Annotated in this window: 13 protein-coding genes; 5 read left to right on the top strand and 8 right to left on the bottom strand. The window is 45.0% G+C overall.

Annotated elements, in window-relative coordinates:
* Window positions 1-68 precede the first annotated feature (68 nt).
* Complete coding sequence (locus IE164_RS09350) at window positions 69-1,544, bottom strand: ArnT family glycosyltransferase (RefSeq protein WP_189629949.1); 1,476 nt, start codon at window positions 1,542-1,544, stop codon at window positions 69-71.
* A 52-nt stretch (window positions 1,545-1,596) separates the two neighbouring features.
* On the opposite strand from IE164_RS09350, the gene IE164_RS09345 reads away from it, so the two are divergent.
* The 3 genes from IE164_RS09345 (at window position 1,597) to IE164_RS09335 (ending at window position 6,905) form a co-directional block, all read left to right on the top strand.
* On the top strand, window positions 1,597-2,292 hold the full coding sequence (locus IE164_RS09345; RefSeq protein WP_189629948.1) for a 16S rRNA (uracil(1498)-N(3))-methyltransferase: 696 nt from the start codon (window positions 1,597-1,599) through the stop codon (window positions 2,290-2,292).
* Between the two features lie 9 nt (window positions 2,293-2,301).
* On the top strand, window positions 2,302-3,540 hold the full coding sequence (locus IE164_RS09340; RefSeq protein ID WP_189629947.1) for a spore maturation protein: 1,239 nt from the start codon (window positions 2,302-2,304) through the stop codon (window positions 3,538-3,540).
* A gap of 107 nt (window positions 3,541-3,647) precedes the next feature.
* Complete coding sequence (locus IE164_RS09335; protein WP_189629946.1) at window positions 3,648-6,905, top strand: S41 family peptidase; 3,258 nt, start codon at window positions 3,648-3,650, stop codon at window positions 6,903-6,905.
* 109 nt (window positions 6,906-7,014) lie between these two features.
* On the opposite strand, the gene IE164_RS09330 is transcribed toward IE164_RS09335, so the two are convergent.
* The 4 genes from IE164_RS09330 to IE164_RS09315 all read right to left on the bottom strand — a co-directional run bounded on the left by IE164_RS09330 (window position 7,015) and on the right by IE164_RS09315 (window position 13,247).
* Entirely contained in the window at window positions 7,015-9,231 is a 2,217-nt protein-coding gene (locus IE164_RS09330) for a DUF5916 domain-containing protein (protein WP_189629945.1), read from the bottom strand.
* Window positions 9,232-9,385: 154 nt separating this feature from the next.
* The gene (locus IE164_RS09325) at window positions 9,386-10,168 is read right to left on the bottom strand and encodes a M90 family metallopeptidase (protein WP_189629944.1); all 783 of its coding nucleotides are present in this window, start codon (window positions 10,166-10,168) and stop codon (window positions 9,386-9,388) included.
* Window positions 10,169-10,299: 131 nt separating this feature from the next.
* The gene (locus IE164_RS09320; RefSeq protein ID WP_189629943.1) at window positions 10,300-12,912 is read right to left on the bottom strand and encodes an ABC transporter permease; all 2,613 of its coding nucleotides are present in this window, start codon (window positions 12,910-12,912) and stop codon (window positions 10,300-10,302) included.
* Entirely contained in the window at window positions 12,909-13,247 is a 339-nt protein-coding gene (locus IE164_RS09315; RefSeq protein WP_189629942.1) for a PadR family transcriptional regulator, read from the bottom strand. The genes IE164_RS09320 and IE164_RS09315 overlap by 4 nt, the downstream gene beginning before the upstream one ends.
* A 126-nt stretch (window positions 13,248-13,373) precedes the next feature.
* Between IE164_RS09315 and IE164_RS09310 the strand changes: the two genes are divergently transcribed.
* A complete protein-coding gene (locus IE164_RS09310) occupies window positions 13,374-14,078 on the top strand; it encodes an SGNH/GDSL hydrolase family protein (RefSeq protein ID WP_189629941.1) in 705 nt (234 codons plus the stop codon).
* 1 nt (window position 14,079) lies between these two features.
* Here IE164_RS09310 and IE164_RS09305 read toward each other — a convergent pair whose 3' ends face one another.
* The gene (locus tag IE164_RS09305) at window positions 14,080-16,257 is read right to left on the bottom strand and encodes a DUF6851 domain-containing protein (protein WP_189629940.1); all 2,178 of its coding nucleotides are present in this window, start codon (window positions 16,255-16,257) and stop codon (window positions 14,080-14,082) included.
* Window positions 16,258-16,406: 149 nt separating this feature from the next.
* Between IE164_RS09305 and IE164_RS09300 the strand changes: the two genes are divergently transcribed.
* Entirely contained in the window at window positions 16,407-18,272 is a 1,866-nt protein-coding gene (locus tag IE164_RS09300) for a cation:proton antiporter domain-containing protein (RefSeq protein ID WP_189629939.1), read from the top strand.
* Between the two features lie 173 nt (window positions 18,273-18,445).
* Here the strand turns inward: IE164_RS09300 and IE164_RS09295 are convergent, their stop codons facing one another.
* Together IE164_RS09295 and IE164_RS09290 are read right to left on the bottom strand one after the other, a co-directional pair.
* Window positions 18,446-19,954, bottom strand: a complete 1,509-nt coding sequence (locus IE164_RS09295; protein WP_189629938.1) for a PorP/SprF family type IX secretion system membrane protein — start codon at window positions 19,952-19,954, stop codon at window positions 18,446-18,448.
* 6 nt (window positions 19,955-19,960) lie between these two features.
* A partial coding sequence (locus IE164_RS09290) for an Ig-like domain-containing protein (RefSeq protein ID WP_189629937.1) occupies window positions 19,961-21,691 on the bottom strand: 1,731 nt, incomplete at its 5' end.

Here is a 21,691-nt window from a genome sequence, read left to right as displayed (position 1 = left end):
AACCTTGAACGTATAAAAACTGCTTTAGGCAGTGCCGAAATCAGGCCTGTTTAAAGCAGTTTCTTTTTTTACTCCTCTACCCAACGCCAAAGCTGCACCTTACCATTCCTTAGCGGTTTCAATTCCAACCCGCTTTCGCGCGCCATCACCTTTAGTGCTTCCAGGTTTTCATGGTCATGGTAGCGATCATTCAAAAAGGCCGGGTTAAGCAACAAGTAGTCTCCTGCCAATGGAGCAGAGCCATTCAACTCAGAAAACCAAACATAATTATGGTCAGTTGCCTGAAAATTGTAGAAATAAGGATACCCATAAGAAGTCAGTCCGTCAGTAAAGACCCGAACTCTCCCTGTTTCCGGACGCAGGTTGTGCTCCACCGCCTCTTTTAATTCTCTAAAATTCCTTTCCCCTGAACTACTGACTTTATAGGCCGGAATAACCAAAAGAATCGCCAAAAGAAATTTGGCTCTCGTGTAACGAATAGCACTTAGCAGGTGGGTCTCAATCCAGTAGAAGCCTCCAGCCATCAGCATAAGCGGAATAAGAAATGTAATGTGCCGGGTGTCTACCGGCATGGGGCTATAATACCTCCAGTTGGTACTCATAAACCACCAGGTAACTAAAATCATAATGACAGAAACCCTCCACAAATGCTCCGGACTTTCCAACCTCCAGTGTTTCCTCCGAGTAGTGAGTAATGCCGGCAAACAAAAAAGGAGCGGCACAAAAAAACCTCCTCTTAAAAATCCCAGTAATGGTAAATAGGTCAGCCGTTTGAGCAGGGTGAGGTTATCTTTATCGAAGAAGGTCTTAGCCGAAGCCTCGTGATTGTTCGAAATGTTTTTGAAGCGATAAAAAAAGTCTCCATATACCTCCTGATACCAAAACCCATTGGCTACTACAAAAAAGATCAGCAAAACAAGGGTAATCATCCAGTAGCTCTTATTGGTCTGTCTTCTTTTATAATCGTTGAAAAAGAGGTACAAGAATAGCGGCACAATCAAAATCACCGTCATTTTGGTAAGATAGGCCAGAAATAAAGCAGTTGCAGTAATCAGCGCAGCTAGTCTGTGATCTCCCTCCCGTCTGTTCACCCTGTCATAGGCCACCAAAGCCATAAAAATGAACAGTGCCATGGGCATTTCAGGAAAAAGGTGTGTAATAAAGGTGATAATATGATAGTCACATACAAGAATTGTCGCTGCTAAAACACCCAACCAGTGGTGATACAAATGCCCCAGCCATAGCGTAAGGTTGAGAATGATTAAACCACAAAGCAAAGGGTACAGCGTAATGGTCCATTCATTAATACCCAATAGCTCAATAACCCAAGCCGTTGGATAAAGCAAAGCCACCCTGCTGGTAAAGTGATTAGTGCCCAGCTCAAACGAACCTTCATTGATTTGCCTGGCAAAATTTAGGTAAGTAAAATCGTCCCAGAAAGCCAGGCCATTGTTGGCCAGAAACCAAACCGCAATCATTACCAGATTGGCGGTTACTACAAACCACTGGTAATGTCTTGCACTAAAGAACTTCTTGTGCTGCATTGCAACGAATATAATTGTTTAGCGAGATACTCTTCCTATTTTCGCACTACCCATGCAATTGTTTTATCAACCCGATGTACTGAACGGAGTCACAGAACTCGACCCGGAAGAGTCGCGCCACGCCATAAAGGTACTGCGCAAGACTGAAGGTGATTTACTGCGATTGGTAGACGGAAAAGGGCATTTCTTTACGGCTACCATAACAGAAGCCAATTTCAGACGCTGTCGGTTTGAGGTTCTTGAAACCGAAAAAGAAAAACAGCGTGATGGCTTTCGGCACATAGCCATAGCTCCCACAAAGAATCTCGATAGGATTGAGTGGTTTGTTGAAAAATCCGTAGAGTTTGGGGTAGATCGAATCAGTTTCGTACTCTGCCAAAATGCTGAACGCAACGTACTAAAAACAGACCGACTGATAAAAAAAGCGGTCAGTGCCATGAAGCAATCGCTCAAAGCCAGGCTCCCTCAAATCGATGAAATGGTTAAGCTACAGAGCTTTTTAAGCCATTGTGACCTTCCCCACCGCTATATTGCCTATGTAGACTTTGACAATCCCATTCATTTGCGAGAATTGGTCGAACCCGGTCAGCACTCAGTAGTGCTTATTGGTCCCGAGGGTGATTTTTCGGAGCAAGAGCTTCAGCAAGCCATAAGCTCAGGCTATCGAAAAGTAACTTTGGGAGAAAGTCGTCTGCGTACCGAAACGGCCGGCCTGGCGGCAGTACATATTTTAAATTTATTTGGCTAAGATTGTGCTATGGCTCTTAACTACTTTTGGATAGCGTTTTTTCTTATTGCATTTGTTGTTGCCCTCATTAAGCTGATATTTTTTGGCGATACTACGGTTTTTCCTGCCATTCTTCAAAGCACCTTCGATACGGCCAAAACCGGCTTCGAAATTTCCATTGGACTCACGGGAGCTCTTACCCTATGGATGGGCATTATGAAAGTAGGCGAAAAAGGCGGTGTGGTGGCTATAATGTCTAAACTCATTAGCCCACTATTCATCCGTATTTTCCCCGAAATACCTAAGAATCACCCTGTGTTTGGCCCCATGCTCATGAATTTTTCCATGAACTTTCTTGGCCTGGACAACGCAGCCACTCCCATGGGACTCAAAACCATGGAAGGCCTGCAAGAGCTCAATCCCAATAAAAAAACGGCTACCAATGCCCAGATTATGTTTCTGGTACTCAACACCAGCGGGCTCACCCTCATTCCGGTTTCCATTATGGCCTATCGTGCCACCGAGGGAGCACTAAACCCTGCCGATGTTTTCATTCCTATACTCTTAACCACTTATTTTTCTACGCTTATAGGGCTGATAACCGTAGCCATTATTCAAAAAATCAACCTATTCAATAAAGTTATTCTAGGCTACTTAGGAAGCCTTACCTTACTCATCTCAGCAGCCTTGTGGTACTTTAGCTCCATACCCCAGGAACAGGTCTCTGTCATATCAGGAGTAGCCGCAGCCATTATTTTACTGGGTATTGTAGTGGTATTCATACTCATGGCCATACGTAAAAAAGTGAACGTATACGAAGCTCTGATTGAAGGAGGAAAAGACGGGTTTAATGTAGCCATCAAAATTATCCCCTACCTTATTGCCATATTGGTGGCCATTGGTATGTTCAGAACTTCAGGCGCACTTGAGTTTATCAATAATGGCTTCAGACTGTTCTTTGAATTTTTGGGTATCAATACTGACTTTGTAGATGCATTGCCAGTTGCATGGATGAAGCCACTCAGTGGATCAGGAGCAAGAGCCGCTATGCTCGATGTATTTGATAACCCTGCTCTGGGAGTAGATTCGTTTGCCGGTAAAGTAGCTTCAGTGTTACAAGGTTCTACTGAGACTACTTTTTATGTGCTAGCTGTTTACTTTGGAGCTGTAAAAATTAAAAACACGCGCTATGCAGCCGGAGCAGGACTTGTAGCCGACTTTGCAGGAATTATAGCAGCCATTATTATTTCCTATATCTTCTTCCACTAAAAGGTTCGAGCTCATCACTTCTGTTGTCCGCTTGCCATAGCCTTAAGGTTACTGAGCCAAGAATTGATTACTTTAAAGAATCGATCAAAACAAGACAACAAAAGCCCATGAAAAACTCAACCTACCGCATCGCCACTCTGCTTTTATTGTGGCTTTGCCTGGCACCCGCCCTTGTCGCCCAAGGCACAAGGCTATTGCGAGAACCCTCCATGAGCAATCAGCACATAGTATTTACCTATGGTTCCGATGTGTGGATTGCAGACACAAATGGCCAAAATGTAAAACGAATAACCAGTACCCCGGCCATAGAGAGCAACCCTCACCTGTCGCCAGACGGTCAATGGATTGCTTTTAGTTCCAATCGGTCGGGCAATACAGCCATTTATATAGTGTCTAAAAACGGAGGCACTCCCAGACGCATAACCTGGCACCCTTCGGCAGCTTATGTAAGGGGTTGGTCTCCCGATGGCAGCAAGATTTTGTATGCCAGCTCAAGAGAAAGTGCCCCCACCTCTTTCAACAGACTCTGGACGGTACCTGTAGAAGGTGGTCCTTCTACCCTGCTTTCTCATCAATGGGGCTACGATGCCTCCTTCTCACCCAACGGCAGACAATTGGTGGTAGACAAAATGAGCCGTTGGGACTCTGAATGGAGAAACTACAGAGGTGGCCAAAACACCCCACTTATTATTCTTAACCCCGCCAATCAGTCGGAAGAGCTACTGCCTCACGAAGAGCGAACAGTAGACATTCAACCCCTATGGATAGGAAATACCATCTATTTTCTTTCCGACCGAGACTGGACCATGAACGTTTGGGCCTATGACACGCGCAGTAAAGCCCTGAAACAAATCACCCGTTTTAGCGGCACCGATGTAAAATACCTGAATGCCGGAGCCAATGGCCAGCTGATTATTGAACAAAACGGTTATCTACACCTGGTAGACCCAGCCAGCGGCAATACCTCTCAACTCAACATTACTGTAGTAGGTGATTTTCCCTGGGCCGAAACCAAATGGGAAAATGTAACCAACCGAGCCACCAGCGTATCGCTTTCCCCTACCGGAAAACGTGCCGTTATGGAGGCTCGAGGAGAAATTTTTACTGTTCCGGTTGAATTTGGAGACCCCAGAAACTTAACCCAATCTTCAGATGCTGCCGACAGGAGACCTATATGGTCGCCAAAAGGCGATAAAATTGCTTGGTTTTCTGATATGGACGGAAAAGGTTACCGCATCTATTTTACAGATCAGGACGGACTTTCAACCCCCACCAGTTTTAGTATTGGTGAATCTAAACTAGCCTGGGAGCCTACCTGGTCGCCCGATGGCAAACACATTGCATTTGTAGACGATGACGTAAGAATCAGAGTATTGAATGTGGAGAATGGAGAGATTAAAACTATTGATGTGGGTGGAAATAATCTGGAGAGAGGCTCAACCGGCATTGTTTGGTCTCCGGATTCCAGGCAACTGGCCTATGCCAAATCAGGCAACAACAACTTTAGAAGAATAATGGTATGGAACAGTGAGGACAACAGCATCAACCAACTGACTGACGATTTTGCCGATGCCTTTTCTCCGGCCTGGGACAACGACCAGAAGCACTTCTACTTCCTGGCCAGCACCGATGTAGCCCTCGGCTCCGGGTGGGCTAACACCAGTTCCATGACAGCCGACCCAAGCTATGCCGCTTATGTGGTAGTTCTTCAAAACGATCAGGAGTCGCCATTTATACCGAAAAGCGATGAAGAGGAAGTAAAAAAAGAAACCAAAGAAGATTCAGGTAAGAAAGAAGAAGAGAAAACTGAAGCAGACAAAGGTATTCGTATTGATTTCGAAAATATTGCCAGGCGTACCATAGCCCTCCCTCTACCTACCGGCAATTATGTGGCCACTGCCGCAGGCCCTTCCGGCAGCGTGTTTTTGGCCGAAAGGCCCGCAGGCAGTTTTGCCCTCACACTGCACAAGTTCTCTCTTGACAAAAGAAAGGCCGATGAGTTCCTTACCGGGGTAAATCAATTCAGCATTTCGGCCGATGGCAAAAAAATGTTGGTTCGCTCTGGTGGCCGATGGTCTGTAACCAATACCGGTGGCCCAAGCGGAAAAGGTGGTGAGACTCTTTCGGTCAATCTGGAAATGAAACTCGATCGTTCCCAGGAGTGGCAGCAGATTTTTGAAGAAGCCTGGAGGTATGAGCGAGATTACTTCTATGACCCGAACATGCATGGCCGCGACTGGAACACGGTGTACAACCGCTATGCTCCACTAATTCCGTTCGTAAAACACCGGGATGACCTCAACTATATTCTCGACCAAATGAATGGCGAGCTCTCTGTAGGACACAGTTTTGTTGGCGGTGGCGACTATCCCGACATTGAACGCTCGAGTATGGGGCTTCTTGGGGCCGATTTTACCATTGACAAAAACCATTGGCGCATAGAACGTATATACACCACTGAAAGCTGGAATCCTGGGCTTACCAGTCCGTTAGATAGGCCGGGTATTAAAGTACAAACCGGCTACTACCTGGTGGGAGTTAACGGTAATGAGTTAGATGCCAGCCAGGACCCACAGCAGTTGCTCGATGGCACAGCCGGTAAACAGACGATAATTCATATCAATGACAAACCAAGCTTTGAAGGCTCCTGGACCGAAGTGGTTGAGCCCATTCGAAGTGAAAATGCCTTGCGCCAGCGAGCCTGGGTTGAAGATAACAGACGCAAGGTAGACGAACTTTCTAACGGACGCCTGGCCTATGTGTGGGTTCCCAATACCGGTGGTGGTGGCTACGTCAACTTTAACCGCTATTTCTTTGCTCAACAAGATAAAGAAGGTGCTGTAATTGATGAACGATTTAATGGAGGCGGCCTGCTCGATGACTATATGGTAGACTTAATGACCCGCTCGCTAAGAGCAGGGCTTACCAACGAGGTTCCTAATGGCCGACCTTTCAGACTCCCGGCTGGCATTTTAGGCCCTAAGGTATTGCTCATTAATGAACTGGCCGGCTCAGGAGGAGATTTCTTCCCCTGGGTGTTCCGACAGCAAAAAGCCGGGCCACTCATTGGAGCCAGAACCTGGGGTGGCCTGGTCAAATCATCGACCCACTACGCCATGGTTGACGGAGGTTCCCTCACAGCACCGGACAATGCCGTGTTTGACCCCATAAACAATGTGTTTGTAGCAGAAAACGAAGGAGTTCCTGCCGACATAAATGTAAGGCAGACGGCCAGAGCACTTACTGATGGTAGAGACCTTCAACTGGAAAGAGCCGTGCAAGAAGCTTTGCGCTTGCTTGAGGCCAATCCAACACCTAAAGTAACCGTACCTCCGTACAACACTCCGGCTAAAAAAGGCAACTAAAGAGAGTCTTGTTTCTCAATAGATATATCAAAAGAGAACGGGCTGAAAACAGTCCGTTCTCTTTTGTTTTTAATACCTCCGGCAAAGACCAGGTAAAAATTATTCGCGGCTAAAAATTAAGCCAATAAGTAAGTTTAAACACCAAGGCACGGTTTTTAGAAGGCCCCAGATTAATAAATCCCTCATCGTCTGTAGCCAGGTAATTATCGGTATACACCAAAAAGAAATCGGAAACCGGAGCAAATCTCCACTGCAGGCGCGAATTAATGTTTAGGTTTTCAATCTGTGTATTGTATTGAATAAATGTGGTCCAAAAAAGAGATTTGGTAAAGGTGAAATCGAAACGCGGCCCAATAAGGAACAAGACAGCATCATTATACGGATCGGGTAATTTTATATTGTTATAGGCAAAACTCAGGCTGGTAAAGCCCAACGGTTGATAGCGAAAGTTAATCCCTCCTTCCAGGTTAATCCGTGTTCCGTTAAAGTACTCTCCGGAGCGCGTACGCAAGTCGAACGATAGCACCTTACGCTGGTCCGAATTGTAGCTGGCAATGATCATGTTGTTATGATACCCCGTGCCACTGGGCAATCTGAGACCACCGGAACCACTGGGGTCGAAACCATTGAAAAGATAGGTGTACTGCCTGCGAAGGCGAGCACTGAAACGGGCCGAACTTTTCCAATTCACATCATACAGAATGTTCATGTCCCAATCCAAAAACCCATATGTTTCGTTCCAGACCATGTCAAAATCAAAACCCGGCCCGTGCCGCTGCACAGGGCCTTTCTTAGGAAATATGGCATATTGAACGGTACTATTGAGCTGGCGAATGTCTCTTCTCCTTACAAAACCTACCTCCGGATTGTAATTGGCTCCAACCATTTGACCTGACATTCGCCACGACCACTTGGGTACATCGTAGTTTACCTCAAAGCCGGAGGCAAAAGAATCGTCTGTTTTTGCTTCTTCGAACGATTGATGGTAAAACAGTTTACCATTCCACACGTTGTCAGCCGAAGCATGGTTATAGTCCATTCCCACCGTACGATTCCATTTGGCGTAGAGCCTGGGGTCGTATTCTGTAATATCGGCAAAGGTTTGTTTGTTCACGAACAAGAAAGAAACATTGGACCTTGCCAGAACTTTTTGCTGCAATGAAAGTACCGAGTAATTGTATGAAGGCAAGCCGGCCTCATCGTTTTCACCGGCCTGCATACTCAATAGCCCCAACCTCAGGTTGTTGTTCACTTTTCCGCTAAGTCGCAAGCCAGCCGGAATGGGGTTCTGAATATTTTGGCCGGTACTTTCATCGCGTGCTACTCCTATTCTCCTGGAAAAGAAAGGGCGTGTACCGTTGTTGCCGTAGCTGGCAAATAAATCGGCATTCTCTAAAAAAAACTGCCTTCTCTCCGGGAAGAATATCTCAAACCGATCCAGGTTGGTTACTTGTCGATCTACCTCTACCTGCGAAAAATCCGGATTTACGGTCAGGTCAAGGTTAAGCCCGGAAGTCACCGCGTATTTCATATCAAAACCGGCATCGAACGTAGTTTGAGAACCATCACCGTTCTGAAAATCCTTACTGGCCGAAGCAGCCACATAGGGTATAAAAGATATATTCGATCCGGGTTTTTTGGTTGGAGTATCCCAGTCCATCTTACGCAGAGAGGCCAGATTGATAATGCTAAAGTTGCGCGAAATAGGCGACCAGGTAGAACGTTCTGCTTCTTCACTATCAATCCGGTAAAAGTTTACGTTCCACTGGCTTTGATTTTCGCTAAATCGAATGCTTTTCCATGGTATGGCCATTTCTGCCACCCAATAGTCTCCATACATTTGAGCCTCGCCTCTCCATTTATTATCCCAATCCATACTGAAGGAGTTGCGCCCACTACCACCATTCACAATCAGGCCTTCCCTTCTTACCCCAAACGGGTTAATTCCGAAAATAAAGGCATTGGTATTATCTTGAAACGTATCGATTAGAAAAGAAAACGAATCGTTAGCATCTCCAAAAAAGTCTCTCCTAAGACTGGGAGTTATATAATTGCGTTCCGGTGAAAGGTTCTTCATAACACCCAGTACGTAAATAAACTGGTCATCATACAGCACTTTGGCCACCGTTTGGGAACGGGCCAGGCTCGTATCCATAGGAAAGTACTGCATGAAGTTATAGGCCGAGTCGGCCAGAGACCATTGTTCATCAATAGCTCCATCAATCACAATAGGCGTATCGGTTCTTTTAATCTCAATTCCCTGAGCGTTCAGCAGGTTTACACAAAGCCCTAACGCCAAAAAAATAGTCGCGCACAGTTTTCTCATCAAACCAAAAATATTGTGCTCCAACTGCTTTTGGACTATAAATTATGTTAGTGGAAGAATGAAGATGCCAAAATCTCCTGTTCGATCGAAAAACACCTTTGCTCAGCGCATCACAATCTAACCGAAAAATGGCCTGTTGTGTGGCATAATACCATTATGATTGTTTTAAAAAGCGGTGAGGTTGTTGCTTAAATGTTTTGGTAAGCAGTTCATACAAGTCGGGGTGTCGCTGACGCATTAGCTCAGGACGCTCGAAAAAGTACTCTCCTGCTACGGCAAAAAACTCAATCGGGCTCATGGCCGCATAGGCTCTAATGTCTGACCGCTCCTCAGCTATTTCTTTAATTTTTCGGTGTACAAACTGGATCCATGGCATGGCAAACGATCGGTCTTCAAAGCCGGGGGGTACCCCGTCTATCATCCCATTTTCCTTATCAAACAAATGAATAAATTCATGTAGTGCGGTGTTTTCATGGTCGTTTTCAAAGCCCTCATGCAAAGCCGGTTTAGAAAGAATCATCTTCCCCTCCATTTTACCAGAACCCACCATTCCGGTAATCATTTCGTCTGGATCATCGAGCTGAAACTGACGGTTAAAAGTAGTAGGGTAAAGTATAACCTCATTGAGATGGCGATAGGTACATGCCGGAAAACCGAATAAGGGAATCACCCCACTGCTGGCTACCAGAAGCCTGTCGGTAAAGGTTACTTCGGTTTTTACCCCTGTAATGGTAACTCTGGCCAAAAAGCCCTGTACATCTTTCTCAAATTGCCTCTTCAGCGGTTCGCTGAGCTGCCTGTAGTAGCTCACCTTCTCTTCCAGTAGCTGCTGCCAATTGGGCGGATAAACAACCTTGACACGGTGAACAATGCCATTTTTACTATTGAAGGTAAAGTAGATTACCAGTCCCAGACCAGCCAGCAAAACGAATGTCATCTGTGTTTACAATAAGACACTAATTAAGCAAGGCCTTTGGAATTAGAAAGGGATTCTTAAAGAAAAAGTCCGTTAGATCAGGTTAAGGACAATAGGACTAACGGACTTTTTGTGTTTAATAAAGATATCTATCACTCCTCTTTGAGCGACTTGACCGGGTTGACAGAAGCTGCCTGATATGATTTGGCCGCTACCGTAAGGACCCCTATACTCATTACAATAACTCCTGCAAATAAAAACACCACGGGGTTGAGTGCCTCTCTGAATTCAAACTGGTTTAGCCAGTTTTGCATAAAGTAGTAGCCAAAGGGCACTGCCAATACAAAGGCCATTAAAATTAGTTTTCCATAGTCTTTTGAGAGCAGCAGCAACACTTGAATAACAGAAGCCCCGTGGACCTTACGTACTCCTATTTCCTTAGATCGCTGCTCTGCCGAATAAGAAGCCAAACCAAGCAAACCCAGGGTAGAAATAACAATAGATACCAGAGCAAATAGATTGGCCAGGGTACGCATGGTTTGTTCGGCTTCGTAGCTCTCAGCATAGGCCTGATCGATGAACTGATAGCGAAAATCTTCTCCCGGATTTAGCGATTGGGTTACTTGCTCTATGGCCGCCAGGGCATCGGAAGTATTCTCATTTGTTCTTATCAAAACAATCGAAGAATTACTCGGAGATATGCAGGTAATAATAAGCGGAGCAATAGGCTCATAAAGATCTCTCATGTGGAAGTTCTTAACCACTCCAACAATCTTACCATCAATTCCCCAAAAAGAGAGCTTCTTGCCAATGGGGTCTTCAAAGCCCATAAGTTCAGCCGCTACTTCGTTGATAATGAAATTGGTTGAATCCTGAAGTTGACTGGAAAAACTACGGCCGGCAAGAATCTCCATACCCGTAGTTTCAATAAAATGCTCATCGGTGAGCATCACGTTTACCTCATAGCCTTCGTTAGGGTTTTTACCTTCCCAATTGGCCGAACTGGTTGAGCGGCCGTAGTTGAGCGGGTTGCCCGAAGCTCCCGATACATGGGTAACTTGCGGTAGCCTGAGCAATTCATTTTTGTAGGTCTCCAACCTGGAGGCCAAGTCACCTTCTAAACTCACCGCCAATAAATTGTCTTTATTCAACCCCAGATCTTTGTTTAGCACAAAATCGATTTGGCGGTAAATAACGGTAGTTCCAATAATGAGCAAGGTAGAAATGGCAAATTGAAAGACCACTAACCCCTTTCTAAAATAAGAGGCAAAACCGGACTGCTTCACCACTCCACCTTTCATGGATTGAATAACATTGAATGTGGGCAATAGCAGTGCAGGGTAAGTACCGGAAAGAAGCCCAACACCAAAAATGAGACCCATGAGAAAAAACCAGGTTTCGGGAGCTTCAAAATTCAACACCAGGCTTTTGCCTACCAGTTCATTGAACAACGGTAAAAGAAACGCCACCACAACGGCAGAAACAGCCACCGCGCAGCCTGCAAGAAGAAAAGCCTCTAAGTAGAATTGAGTACGAATTGACTTTCTGGCAGCTCCCATAACCTTGCGCAGACCAATTTCCTTAGACCTGCGACTTGACCGGGCCGTGGTAAGGTTCATAAAGTTAATACAAGCCACAAGCAAGATGAAGATGGCTACTATCGTCATTATCCGTACGTATTCAATTCGCCCACCCGATACTACACCATTGTCAAAAGCCGAATAGAGGTAGGTATCTGAAAACCGATGAATTATAAGCTCTTCATCGCCAGCGTTGGGGTTGCCCTGGGTGTGCTTCTTTATTTCCATGCGGATTTTATCTGCCACCGCCTGTACTTTATCGGTATCGGGTATCAAAAGGTAAGTTTCAAAAGCACCATTGCCCCAGTCTTCTACCCACGGATTGGCCGCAAAATAGGCCTGTGCCGGCAAAAGCCACTCAAAGTCGAGGGTTGATTCTGTACCCGGAGAACGAAAAACTCCTGTCACCTGCACATCGAACTGTTCTTCTACCTTAAATACCTGCCCCATAGCCTCGTTTCGCCAGTTGGGCCCAAAATGCTTTTCGGCTACTCGTTCAGAAATTAACAGACCCGATGGAGAATTGAGGGCTGTTTGGCTATCTCCCAACAGCAATTCGAACGAAAACATGGTAAGAACCTCGGGACTGGCAAACCTACCAGATTCTTCAATGGCCTGGTTGTCTCTGGCAATATCCATTGGCAGAGACCAGCTCAGCCAGGCTACTTCAGCCACTTCTGTGTATTCGCTTTTCACCAGATCGCCCAACGGCTTTGGAATAGAAGTGCCCGTGTTTACCTGACCATTGGATTGGCGCATGTTCCTAAATACCTGATAGATTTGATCTCCGTTGGTATGGAAGGCGTTCACATTTCGCTCGTCTTGCACCCATAACAAAATGAGTATGCTGGAAGCCATACCCACAATAAGCCCCAATAAATTTAGAGCTGTGTAACCCTTATAGCGCATGGCGTTTCTCCAGGCTATTTTAATGTAGTTTTTGAACATAATATGATTAGTTTGACCTTTAAAAATTCTGATTTCGCGAATAATTCCCGGACGGAATAGCAGGAGTACATCCCAATAAAACAACCATTTGGCACGCCTACGACCATTCTTCAGGCGGTTGGAAAACAGCTCTTCCAAATCTCCCTCCACGTCTTCCAACAGGGCAGGCTCACAAAACCATCGTAAAAGCCGGATGGCCAATGAGGGAGGGTATAGATTGGGCGGCTGATTTTTCATAGAGCTTTAAAGTCAAAGGCTACAGAAGGAATAGCCTCCCAAAGTTTCTTTCGGTTTTCCATCACTTCTTCCAAAGCCTTTTTGCCATAAGGAGTTACTTTATAGAAACGTTTTCTTTTACCACCTCGAATGGCCGTTGCCTCACCAAATTCTGACTGAAGGAACCCCTTCTTTTCCAGGCGGCTAAGAGCAGTACGCATGGCTCCTACACTCACTTTTCTATTGAGCCGATCCTCAATTTCTTCCTTAATCGATATGCCGTAGGCATTGTCGTACAGTATGGCTACAGTAAGCAAGAGAACCTCTTCGAACTCCCCTATTGAATACTTTCCCATGGTATGTTTTTTATTTAAGTCTTAAATGTAGCCAAAATATATAAAAGTCCTAAACGTAGTCTTAATAATGTTAATGACTCCCAATCACCGTAAGGGTTACAAAGTGTTCTGAATGTTTGTAAAGGGATGAGAAAGTATTGGCTCGTACTGCTTACCGGTTTTCACCTCCTTTCGGGTGAACTTTGTGCGCAAAAGGTGCTTTTCGTTGGCAACAGTCTCACCTATTCTAACAAAATGCCTCAAATACTAGAGGCTCTAGCACGTGAAAACGGACATTCACTCGCTACGCATTGCCTTTGCTACCCCAATTATGGACTGGAAGATCACCTCAACGACAAACAACTCACTAAAGAACTTGCCAAAGACACTTACAACTTTGTGATTTTTCAACAGGGACCTTCTTCTCAGGCCTATGGTCGGGAAACGCTTTTTCGCTTTGGGAGACAACTGGCAAAGCTCTCTGAAAAACACCAGGCAAAGCCGGTATACCTTATGGTATGGCCCTCCTTAACTTACTACCATACTTTTGACGGGGTAGTGAAAAACTATTCAGAGGCGGCCGATTCCAATAAAGCAGACCTCATAGCCCTGGGAACTGTTTGGCAGCACATACATGAGAGCAACGCTGGTTTTGACTTGTACGGGCATGATGGTTTTCACCCCTCTTCCCTTGGCAGCCTACTGGAGGCTATAGTTATACTGGCATTTATACACGAAGATCTGGACATAAAAACGCTAAAAGGCGCAACGCTTCGGCATCATTTCGATACGCCTGACCGTATGCACCAATTCCTTGGCCTGATTGAGGAGTCTCTACTTTCGAGCCGTTAGCCTACTGCACAATAAAGCGAATGCTTTGAGCCACAGCTCCGTTGTTTACTCTCAATATATACAGCCCCGGAGCCAGAGTAGAAGTATCAATAGTTACTTTACCATCTTGCTTGGTTATACGAACATCTTCCACCATTCCGGCATTGGCTTCCAGAAGTATAAAGCGGTAATTTTCTACATCTCTGAAGATCGACAAGGTGAGTAACTCGCCACGCTGAACAGGATTTGGAGCAGCTTCCAGGCTTAAGTGGTTTATACCAAATCTTCGGGGTACCTTTCCATTGAAAAAGCGCTCGGCAAACTCAAAGGCCTTATGCCCTATTTTAATACCCATTTTCCTTCCCGGAATATCATCTACGGGTGGGTGAATTCCTCCCCAAATTCTTGAAAGGCTGGTTTGGTCAGAAGCATCGCGATAGGTTGCCCATTGAAGTTTTACATCGACAGAAGGGCCTTCTTCAAAAACCAGAAACTGATTCTTTCGGGCAATGAATTCGCCCATTCCACCCGGAAAATACTCATCACCGGTTAAGAGAGTCAGTACTTCGGCCGCTGCCCTTGAAAATGTAGAATGACCAGACACATAGCCTGCAAACGGGGGGGTTACAAAAGTAGGTCGTTGGTAAGGCCACCAATCTTCAGCAAATATCCAATCAACTCCCGCCATATCGGTTCGGGGCTCCGGAATATAGAGAGGCCCGCGCCAGGCTTTCACCTTCACTTTACCCAAGCCACTTTGGTTAAAGCCCAGCAAAGGATCGTCATAATCTACCACATCTATAAAATTATACTCATAGGTAAAGCCCTGACGGTTAAAGCTATTAAAACGTGTATCGAACGACTGCCCCAAATCGGCCAAGGCCCTGATAGCCGAAATAGGTCGTATGTAATCGTAGAATCCTTTAACGCTCCAGGCCGCTACTGCGGCATCGTGCATGGCTCCTCCAAGCACAAAATAGGCCTTTATATCCCATTCCAGATCGTCAAGAACCTGCCCCTCTCCTTTATACTTCTTCTGTAGCTCGGGATGATCACTCACATAATTAAGAATAGTGAACCAGTGCCCGGGAGGTGTTTCGGAATCCGGACCATCGGCCCAAAACTCTGCCAAAACTCTCGTATAGTCTCCTCTGGGCACTATATTAGGGGCATAAGGCTCACCCGTCTTGGGGTTTAGGGCATGGCCACTACCGGCATCTCCCCCCTGTTTACGTTTGTAAAATTCCTTGTAATCGTCCCAGGTTTCTGGCAATTCCGTGGCATTGCCAATACTTCCCGGAGAAATGTCCCACATCACGTTGTCCCAAGGAGACAAATGTGCACTCCAAATAGATACCAGACTAAAATTCCATTTATAGAAATCGTGCCCTCCGTTATCAAAGTCATCGAACATTGGTGGCGGACCCGGATCCAGATAAACCCAATAGTTCTGACCATCCCGTTTCTTGAGCACTCGATCTGTTTCGTTGAGGGCAAAAGGCATTACGTTGCCCCACTCCGGGCTCAAAAAGGGCTGAAGGTCGCCACTACTAAAGCCACTCTGACCAATGAATACATCTAATGCCAACTGCTGAAACCTATTGAGGTTGGTAATGGAAGGATTGCCGCTGAGCATGGGTGCAAGCGGGCGATTTATAGGTTCATAGTATTGATTGGCGTAGTCGTTGACCTCATTGGAACCATCGCGCAGGCCATAATCGATATAACATTGACCAATGAAGTTTCCAAAAGCAGCCGAACTACCATCGAGCGCCACTTTGTTATTGTCGGGATTGTAGCCCATGTAGGTCATGAGGCTGCGATAACGGCTATACAAACTGGTGTATCGCGGTGACTTTTGAAACCGATGACTAAGCAGGCGAAAGGCTGCATGACTGATTACCTCTTCGATATCGAGCGATGATTTATCGAGCGATGCCAGAGCTGGGCTGGTACAGCTAAAACCATTGACGGTTTTTCCCAATAAATAGGGCTCTGCTTCGGGGTCAAGATAGGCCCATGCATCGTACATGGCGGCAGACAGATGAAAAAGATTTCGGGCGTGTACGGTTGGCCGTGCCAAATCGTTTCTAATGGAATGAAGAAGTCTTTCATTCCACTCACGAGCCACCGAGTGTTGAGCATGGCCCCACGACACAACAGAAAAAAATAGACAAATGGCCAGCAGAGCTCTATGCATGTTTTTGTGCTTTAAACCAATGGATTACCGAATATAGCCAGTGCCGCTGGCAAAGCAAAATAAGAAAATCATTCTGTGGTTTCATGCCAAATGATGCTCTTGAAACAAGATAAATATGTATTTTTCCCATTCACTTAAATGCTCAGTGCATGCATCATCTGGACTACTACCCTTTACTTCTCATTTTTGCCATAGCCTGGGGCGTTCCTTTGATACTCTCCTGGCTAGAGATTGGCAAGATTCCCTCAGTGATTGTAGAAATCATTTTGGGGGTAATGATCGGGCCATTTGTGCTGGACTGGGTGGGAGAAACTCCCTATATGGAGTTTTTGGCTAATACGGGCTTCCTATTCCTTATATTTCTGGTAGGGTTGGAAATCGATGTAAACAAAATCATCAGTTCGCTTTCGGCCTTTCATTTCAAGCTTAAATCCATTTTAAGCAATACCTTCATGCTGGCCATGGGTATTTATCTTGGCACCCTGGCTTTATCTTTTCCGGCTCTGTGGCTCATAGGCCGTTTTCACGATATCAACGTAGTTTTCTACGCGCTTTTGTTCCCTACGGTAGGTATAAGTATTACGGTTCCTATTCTCAAATCGAGTGGAGAAATTAAGCGCAAGTTTGGTCAGATTTTACTCATGCAGGGCAGTATTGCCAACCTCCTGAGTATACTCCTTATTTCCATTTATTCCGGCTATGTTAAAAACGGGCTCGACTTCGACCTGCTGCTTTTTAATTTCATATTCATTGCATTTTTGGTGTTTCATGCTATCGGAAAAAAGCTCAACCGCCTACGCACTTTTCAGAAGGTAATCTATCGGCTGGAGCATGCAGCAAACCAAATTAAAGTTAGGGGTGCCGTGGCCTTGTTTTTTGCCTTTGTGGTAATTGCCACGGTGGTAGAAACTGAACCTATTTTAGGGGCATTCTTTGCCGGACTTTTGTTGAGCTTGTTCATTACAAAAGATCGGTCGGCCTTGCTTTTTAAGCTTGATGGTATGGGCTACGGCTTCTTCATTCCAATTTTCTTTATCAATGTGGGTATTAATCTGGATGTTTCCAGTCTATACCAAATTGGTGAATCATATGGGTTTATCTTGCTTCTGGTGGCGGGCTTTTTTGTAACTCAAACCATACCCGCCCTAAGCCTGGTACGCCTTTTTGGGTTAAAAAAAGCTATTTCAGGAGGTAGTTTACTTTCGGCAAGGTTGGGTGAAACTGTTGCCGGAGCTCAAATTGGTCTTGCCTTGGGCGTGCTGGACGAGTCGGAAAATGCGGCAATTGTAACCGCTTCCATCATTACTTGTTTGCTTGCTCCTATGGTCTATAACCTTATGAACCGCAAGGATGAGGAGCACAAAAAGGTGATAATACTGGGCGGAAGCAGAGCCAGCTTACTACTCGCTGAGCGTTTTAAACTGCACAATATTTCTTTTACCACCTATCTTCAACGCGATGAAATTATTCAGCAGTTCGATGGCAAAAGCCTTCCTTATCAGGTAGTAAAACCACTCTCAACGCACTTTTTGGCATCATTAAAAATTTACAGTGGCGATTTGGTAATTGTGCTCACAGAGTCTAACCTGCTAAACCAACAGCTCACGGCCTTTTTAAAGAATGAGCTAAAGCATAGTAAAATCATTACCCGAAAACAATCGGTCACTCATGATTTGGTTGACAATAACTTTGAGGGAATTAAAACGGTAGATCATGAAGAGCTAATGGCCGGACATATAGAAGATATTGTATTGCGGCCTAATGCTATCGATTCTCTATCGACCAGTTTCGATGTGTACCGAATTGAAGAAATAACGATCAGTAACAAAGCAATTAACCGCAAGCTGGTGAAAGAAGTCGCATTCCCTCCTACCGGATCGTTGGTTATACAAAAGCGGGGTGGAGAAGTTTTTATTCCTCATGGCAATACGCATTTGCTTCTGGGCGATCAGCTTACCGTTATTGGAACCGGTGCGGCACTGGCCGAGTTCAGAAATATTCTTGAGGGAAGGTAAAGGCCAAATTGGATTACCATTGGCCGCCTCTCGTGTGCATGGCTCATAAACGTAGAGGCTGTCTCAAAACTGGATGAGAGTCACACTGAGCTTGCCTGTCTGCAGCAAAAACAGGTTTCAGGGACCTCCTCTTTCTTATTGATCAAATACAAAAGGTACTTCATTAGCCGAACTCAATTATTTATCCTTTCTATTACATGCACCCAACCGTCAGTAAACTCTCCGTTAGACCTTAGTTTAAGCATGGTTGAAACGGCCTTGCTCCTATCTTCAAACTCAAGAACATATACATAGTCATATCCACGCACTTCATTGCTATAAATACCGGCTTGAGGATAGGTGTCTTTTAATTTATCCACCAATACTTTGGCGTATTGACTTCCCGGGTTGTAGGCTGCTACCACCAAAATGTAGCGCCCCTTAACCTTTGGTGTTTCTTTTGGCTCTTCCACCGGTTCAGGTTCTTGAGTAACTACTGGAGCAGGTACAGGTGCGACTTCTTGTGCCTCTTTCTCTTCTTTAGCCGCCTCAGCTCTGGCCTTTGCTTCGGCCCTCATTCTTTCAAGCCCTTTTTGCCTGATATCTTCCAGCAGCTTATCAAAATCGGCTTCACCTTTTATTCTTCTTTCTTTTTTATTGCCGCTGTGCAAGCTTGCATAGTAATGCACAACGGTTTCCTGATCTTCTATTGAGATAAGGTTTTTGTCATATATCTCCTCTGCCCTTAATCGATCAATTATTCGGTTTGCCTCTCGACTTAAAGCCTCCTGCTTATCAATACCAGCTTTTTTATTGAATATAAAATGTAGACCAACCTCATTAAAGCCGTTCGAGATAATTGGCGTTTCTTTCTTCCCAAAGTCGTAATTATAGGTAAAGCGAATGTTTGGTTTCAACCGTACACCTATTCCCGCATTCAAGCCATAACCATCGCGATAAGCCGCCATAAGCTGAAACTTGTGTTGCCACTCGAACAGGGCAAGTATGTCTACTGCACTACCAAATAGCTCCTGATATCGCCAGGTTATATTTGGGGTAAGAGTAATGTTCCCCATCTGATCTAGCGAAAATTGGTAGCCCACACCCACTAGGTAATCGGCATTGGTGTTATCCGAAAGCTGCACATATTCATCATTAGAAAGGCTTTCATTAATAACATTCGGTACCGAAGCATTTATTTGAAGGCCTTTGTATTGATACGAGAGAGACAGGTTTAAACTGGCGGATGAGCCATTGCTACCCAACAGGTTTCTGATGAGCTCATCGTCCATACTTTCAACGCTTACTCTGCTGTCATCTAAAGAGAAAAGTGAAAGTGCTGCTTCTGCTCCTACTGAAAATCTATGTTGATTTAAAAGCCAAGCCTTAGCTAAACCTGCACTCAATTTAGTCTGGCGTAATAGCCCCGTTTCAAAGCTGTTTATACTCACATTGTAACCCCACTTTTGCCTGAATGGATTGGCAAAACTGAGCGAAAAAACCTGCGGAGCACCATCTACTCCCGACCATTGCCCCCGGTATAACAGGCTTAATTGCGCTTTATCCTGAAGCACAGCAGCAGATGGGTATGCCAGTGCAGGCTGCGCAAAATACTGGTTGATGAGAGGCACTTGCTGACTAAAAACAACACCCGGCAATACAAGCAAACAACATAAAATGAGTTTCTTTAAATGCTTCATCATTCTTGCTTATCGGGTTAAAATCAACACGGTTCCTCTAATTACTGACATGCCATTTGCAATATTTATCTCGTAGTAGTACGTACCGCTTGGCAATGGCTTTCCTTTGAAAGTACCCCTCCAGTTGTTTTGGTAGTTATGGGTACTGAATACCAGCTGCCCGTTTTGGCTATAGACTTTCACCTGATTATTCGGATTATCCTGAATGTCGTCTACCACCCAGGTATCGTTTTTACCATCTCCATTTGGAGTGAAGAAGTTTTTAATTCTCGCATCAGGTCTATCCTTGGTAAAGTCTCTTATTTCTTCCGATTCAATATTTACTACAGCAATTTCCAAGGCTTTCTCATGGTACAGACCACCAGAATCAGTTGCCCTGACACGAATGTGAAGTACCTCTGTTTCTTCAAAGTTTACCATTTGGGAGGTGAACAATTCATCTCCCACAATGGCAAACCTGGCGTTGTGTGTGCTTCCATTACCTTCTACTAGCTCATAAGAAAAACTATCACCAACATCCTGATCTTCAGTACTGAACAAGCCTACCAATACTTGCTCATCATCTGTTTCTTCAATGATTTGATTGCTCAGAAAAATATCCGTGGGTTGTTCGTTTACATCGTTGACAGTGATGGTAAAGACCTTTTCAAAAGTTCCGCCTCTGCCATCGTTGGTCTTTACTCGTATGGTATAGTCAGACTTAGCTTCAAAATTGAAAGGCTCTGCTGCTCGTAGCTTGTCGGTGGTTATGCCAAAGGCATTGTTGTCTTCAGCACCTGCGCCTGGTACCAGGCTGTAGGTATGCACATCGGCCAAATCATTATCGGCAGTAGTCAATCGGCCAATTTCATCTCCTATGGCATTATTTTCATCAATGGTTAGGACAGATAGTGTAATGTCTGTTGGCAAACTATTGAAAGCAATAACTAGCTGCTCAGTACGTACAAAAGCATTTTCTGCAAGGTCCATCAATGTATTTGGCAACATGGCCACTATCACTTCATCATTTGTAATAGCAGAAAGTGAGACTTTAAAAACAAGGTTATCGGTTGTTTCAAAGGATATTAATTGTGCGTTTGTAAGTTGAAGGTCAGAAGACTCGAAGCCAACCACTTCTTCCGTAAAGGTGAAGGTGAGGCTAAAAGGGTTAAAATCATTTAGCTCTGTCGGAACATTGCCAATACTCACCTCCGGAGCCGTAAAGTCTGCCATTACACTATGTTGTGCTGCAGCTAAGTTGCCATTGGTTGCAGCATCTTGAGCCACATTTGCTGCTACATCAACCGTAACCATTCCATCAGTAGTTGGCGTAATTTCCGCTGTATACACCAATGGGCTTACTTGATTGAAATTCGAAGCGGCACCATTTCCAATAACAATATCATCAACCGCAAAGCCGGTTACAATCTCGCTAAAAGTGAAAGTGGTAGTAAAGGCCTTATTGGTAAGACCATTTACTCCACTATCTATGACTAAGGTTGGAGCTAAATAGTCTGCTTGAACACTAAATGGTACTGCGGCCGTGTTTCCATTAGTAGCCGCATCTTGCGCCACATTTGCTGCTACATCTATGGTCACCGTTCCGTCAGTTGTTGGTGTGATATCGGCCGTATAAACCGAGGCACTGGTAGCCGTAAAGTTAGAAGCTGTCGCATTGTTTAAGGTAATATCACCAATGGTAAATCCGGTTACATCTTCACTGAAAGTGAAAGTTGCAGTGAATCTGTTATTGGTTGGATC

Origin of the sequence: Roseivirga thermotolerans, from assembly GCF_014653175.1 — a bacterium.
In the GTDB taxonomy this organism is placed as follows: Bacteria; Bacteroidota; Bacteroidia; order Cytophagales; family Cyclobacteriaceae; genus Roseivirga; species Roseivirga thermotolerans.
Note: the sequence above shows the minus strand (reverse complement) of the source record. Positions and strands in the feature narration are given on the sequence as shown.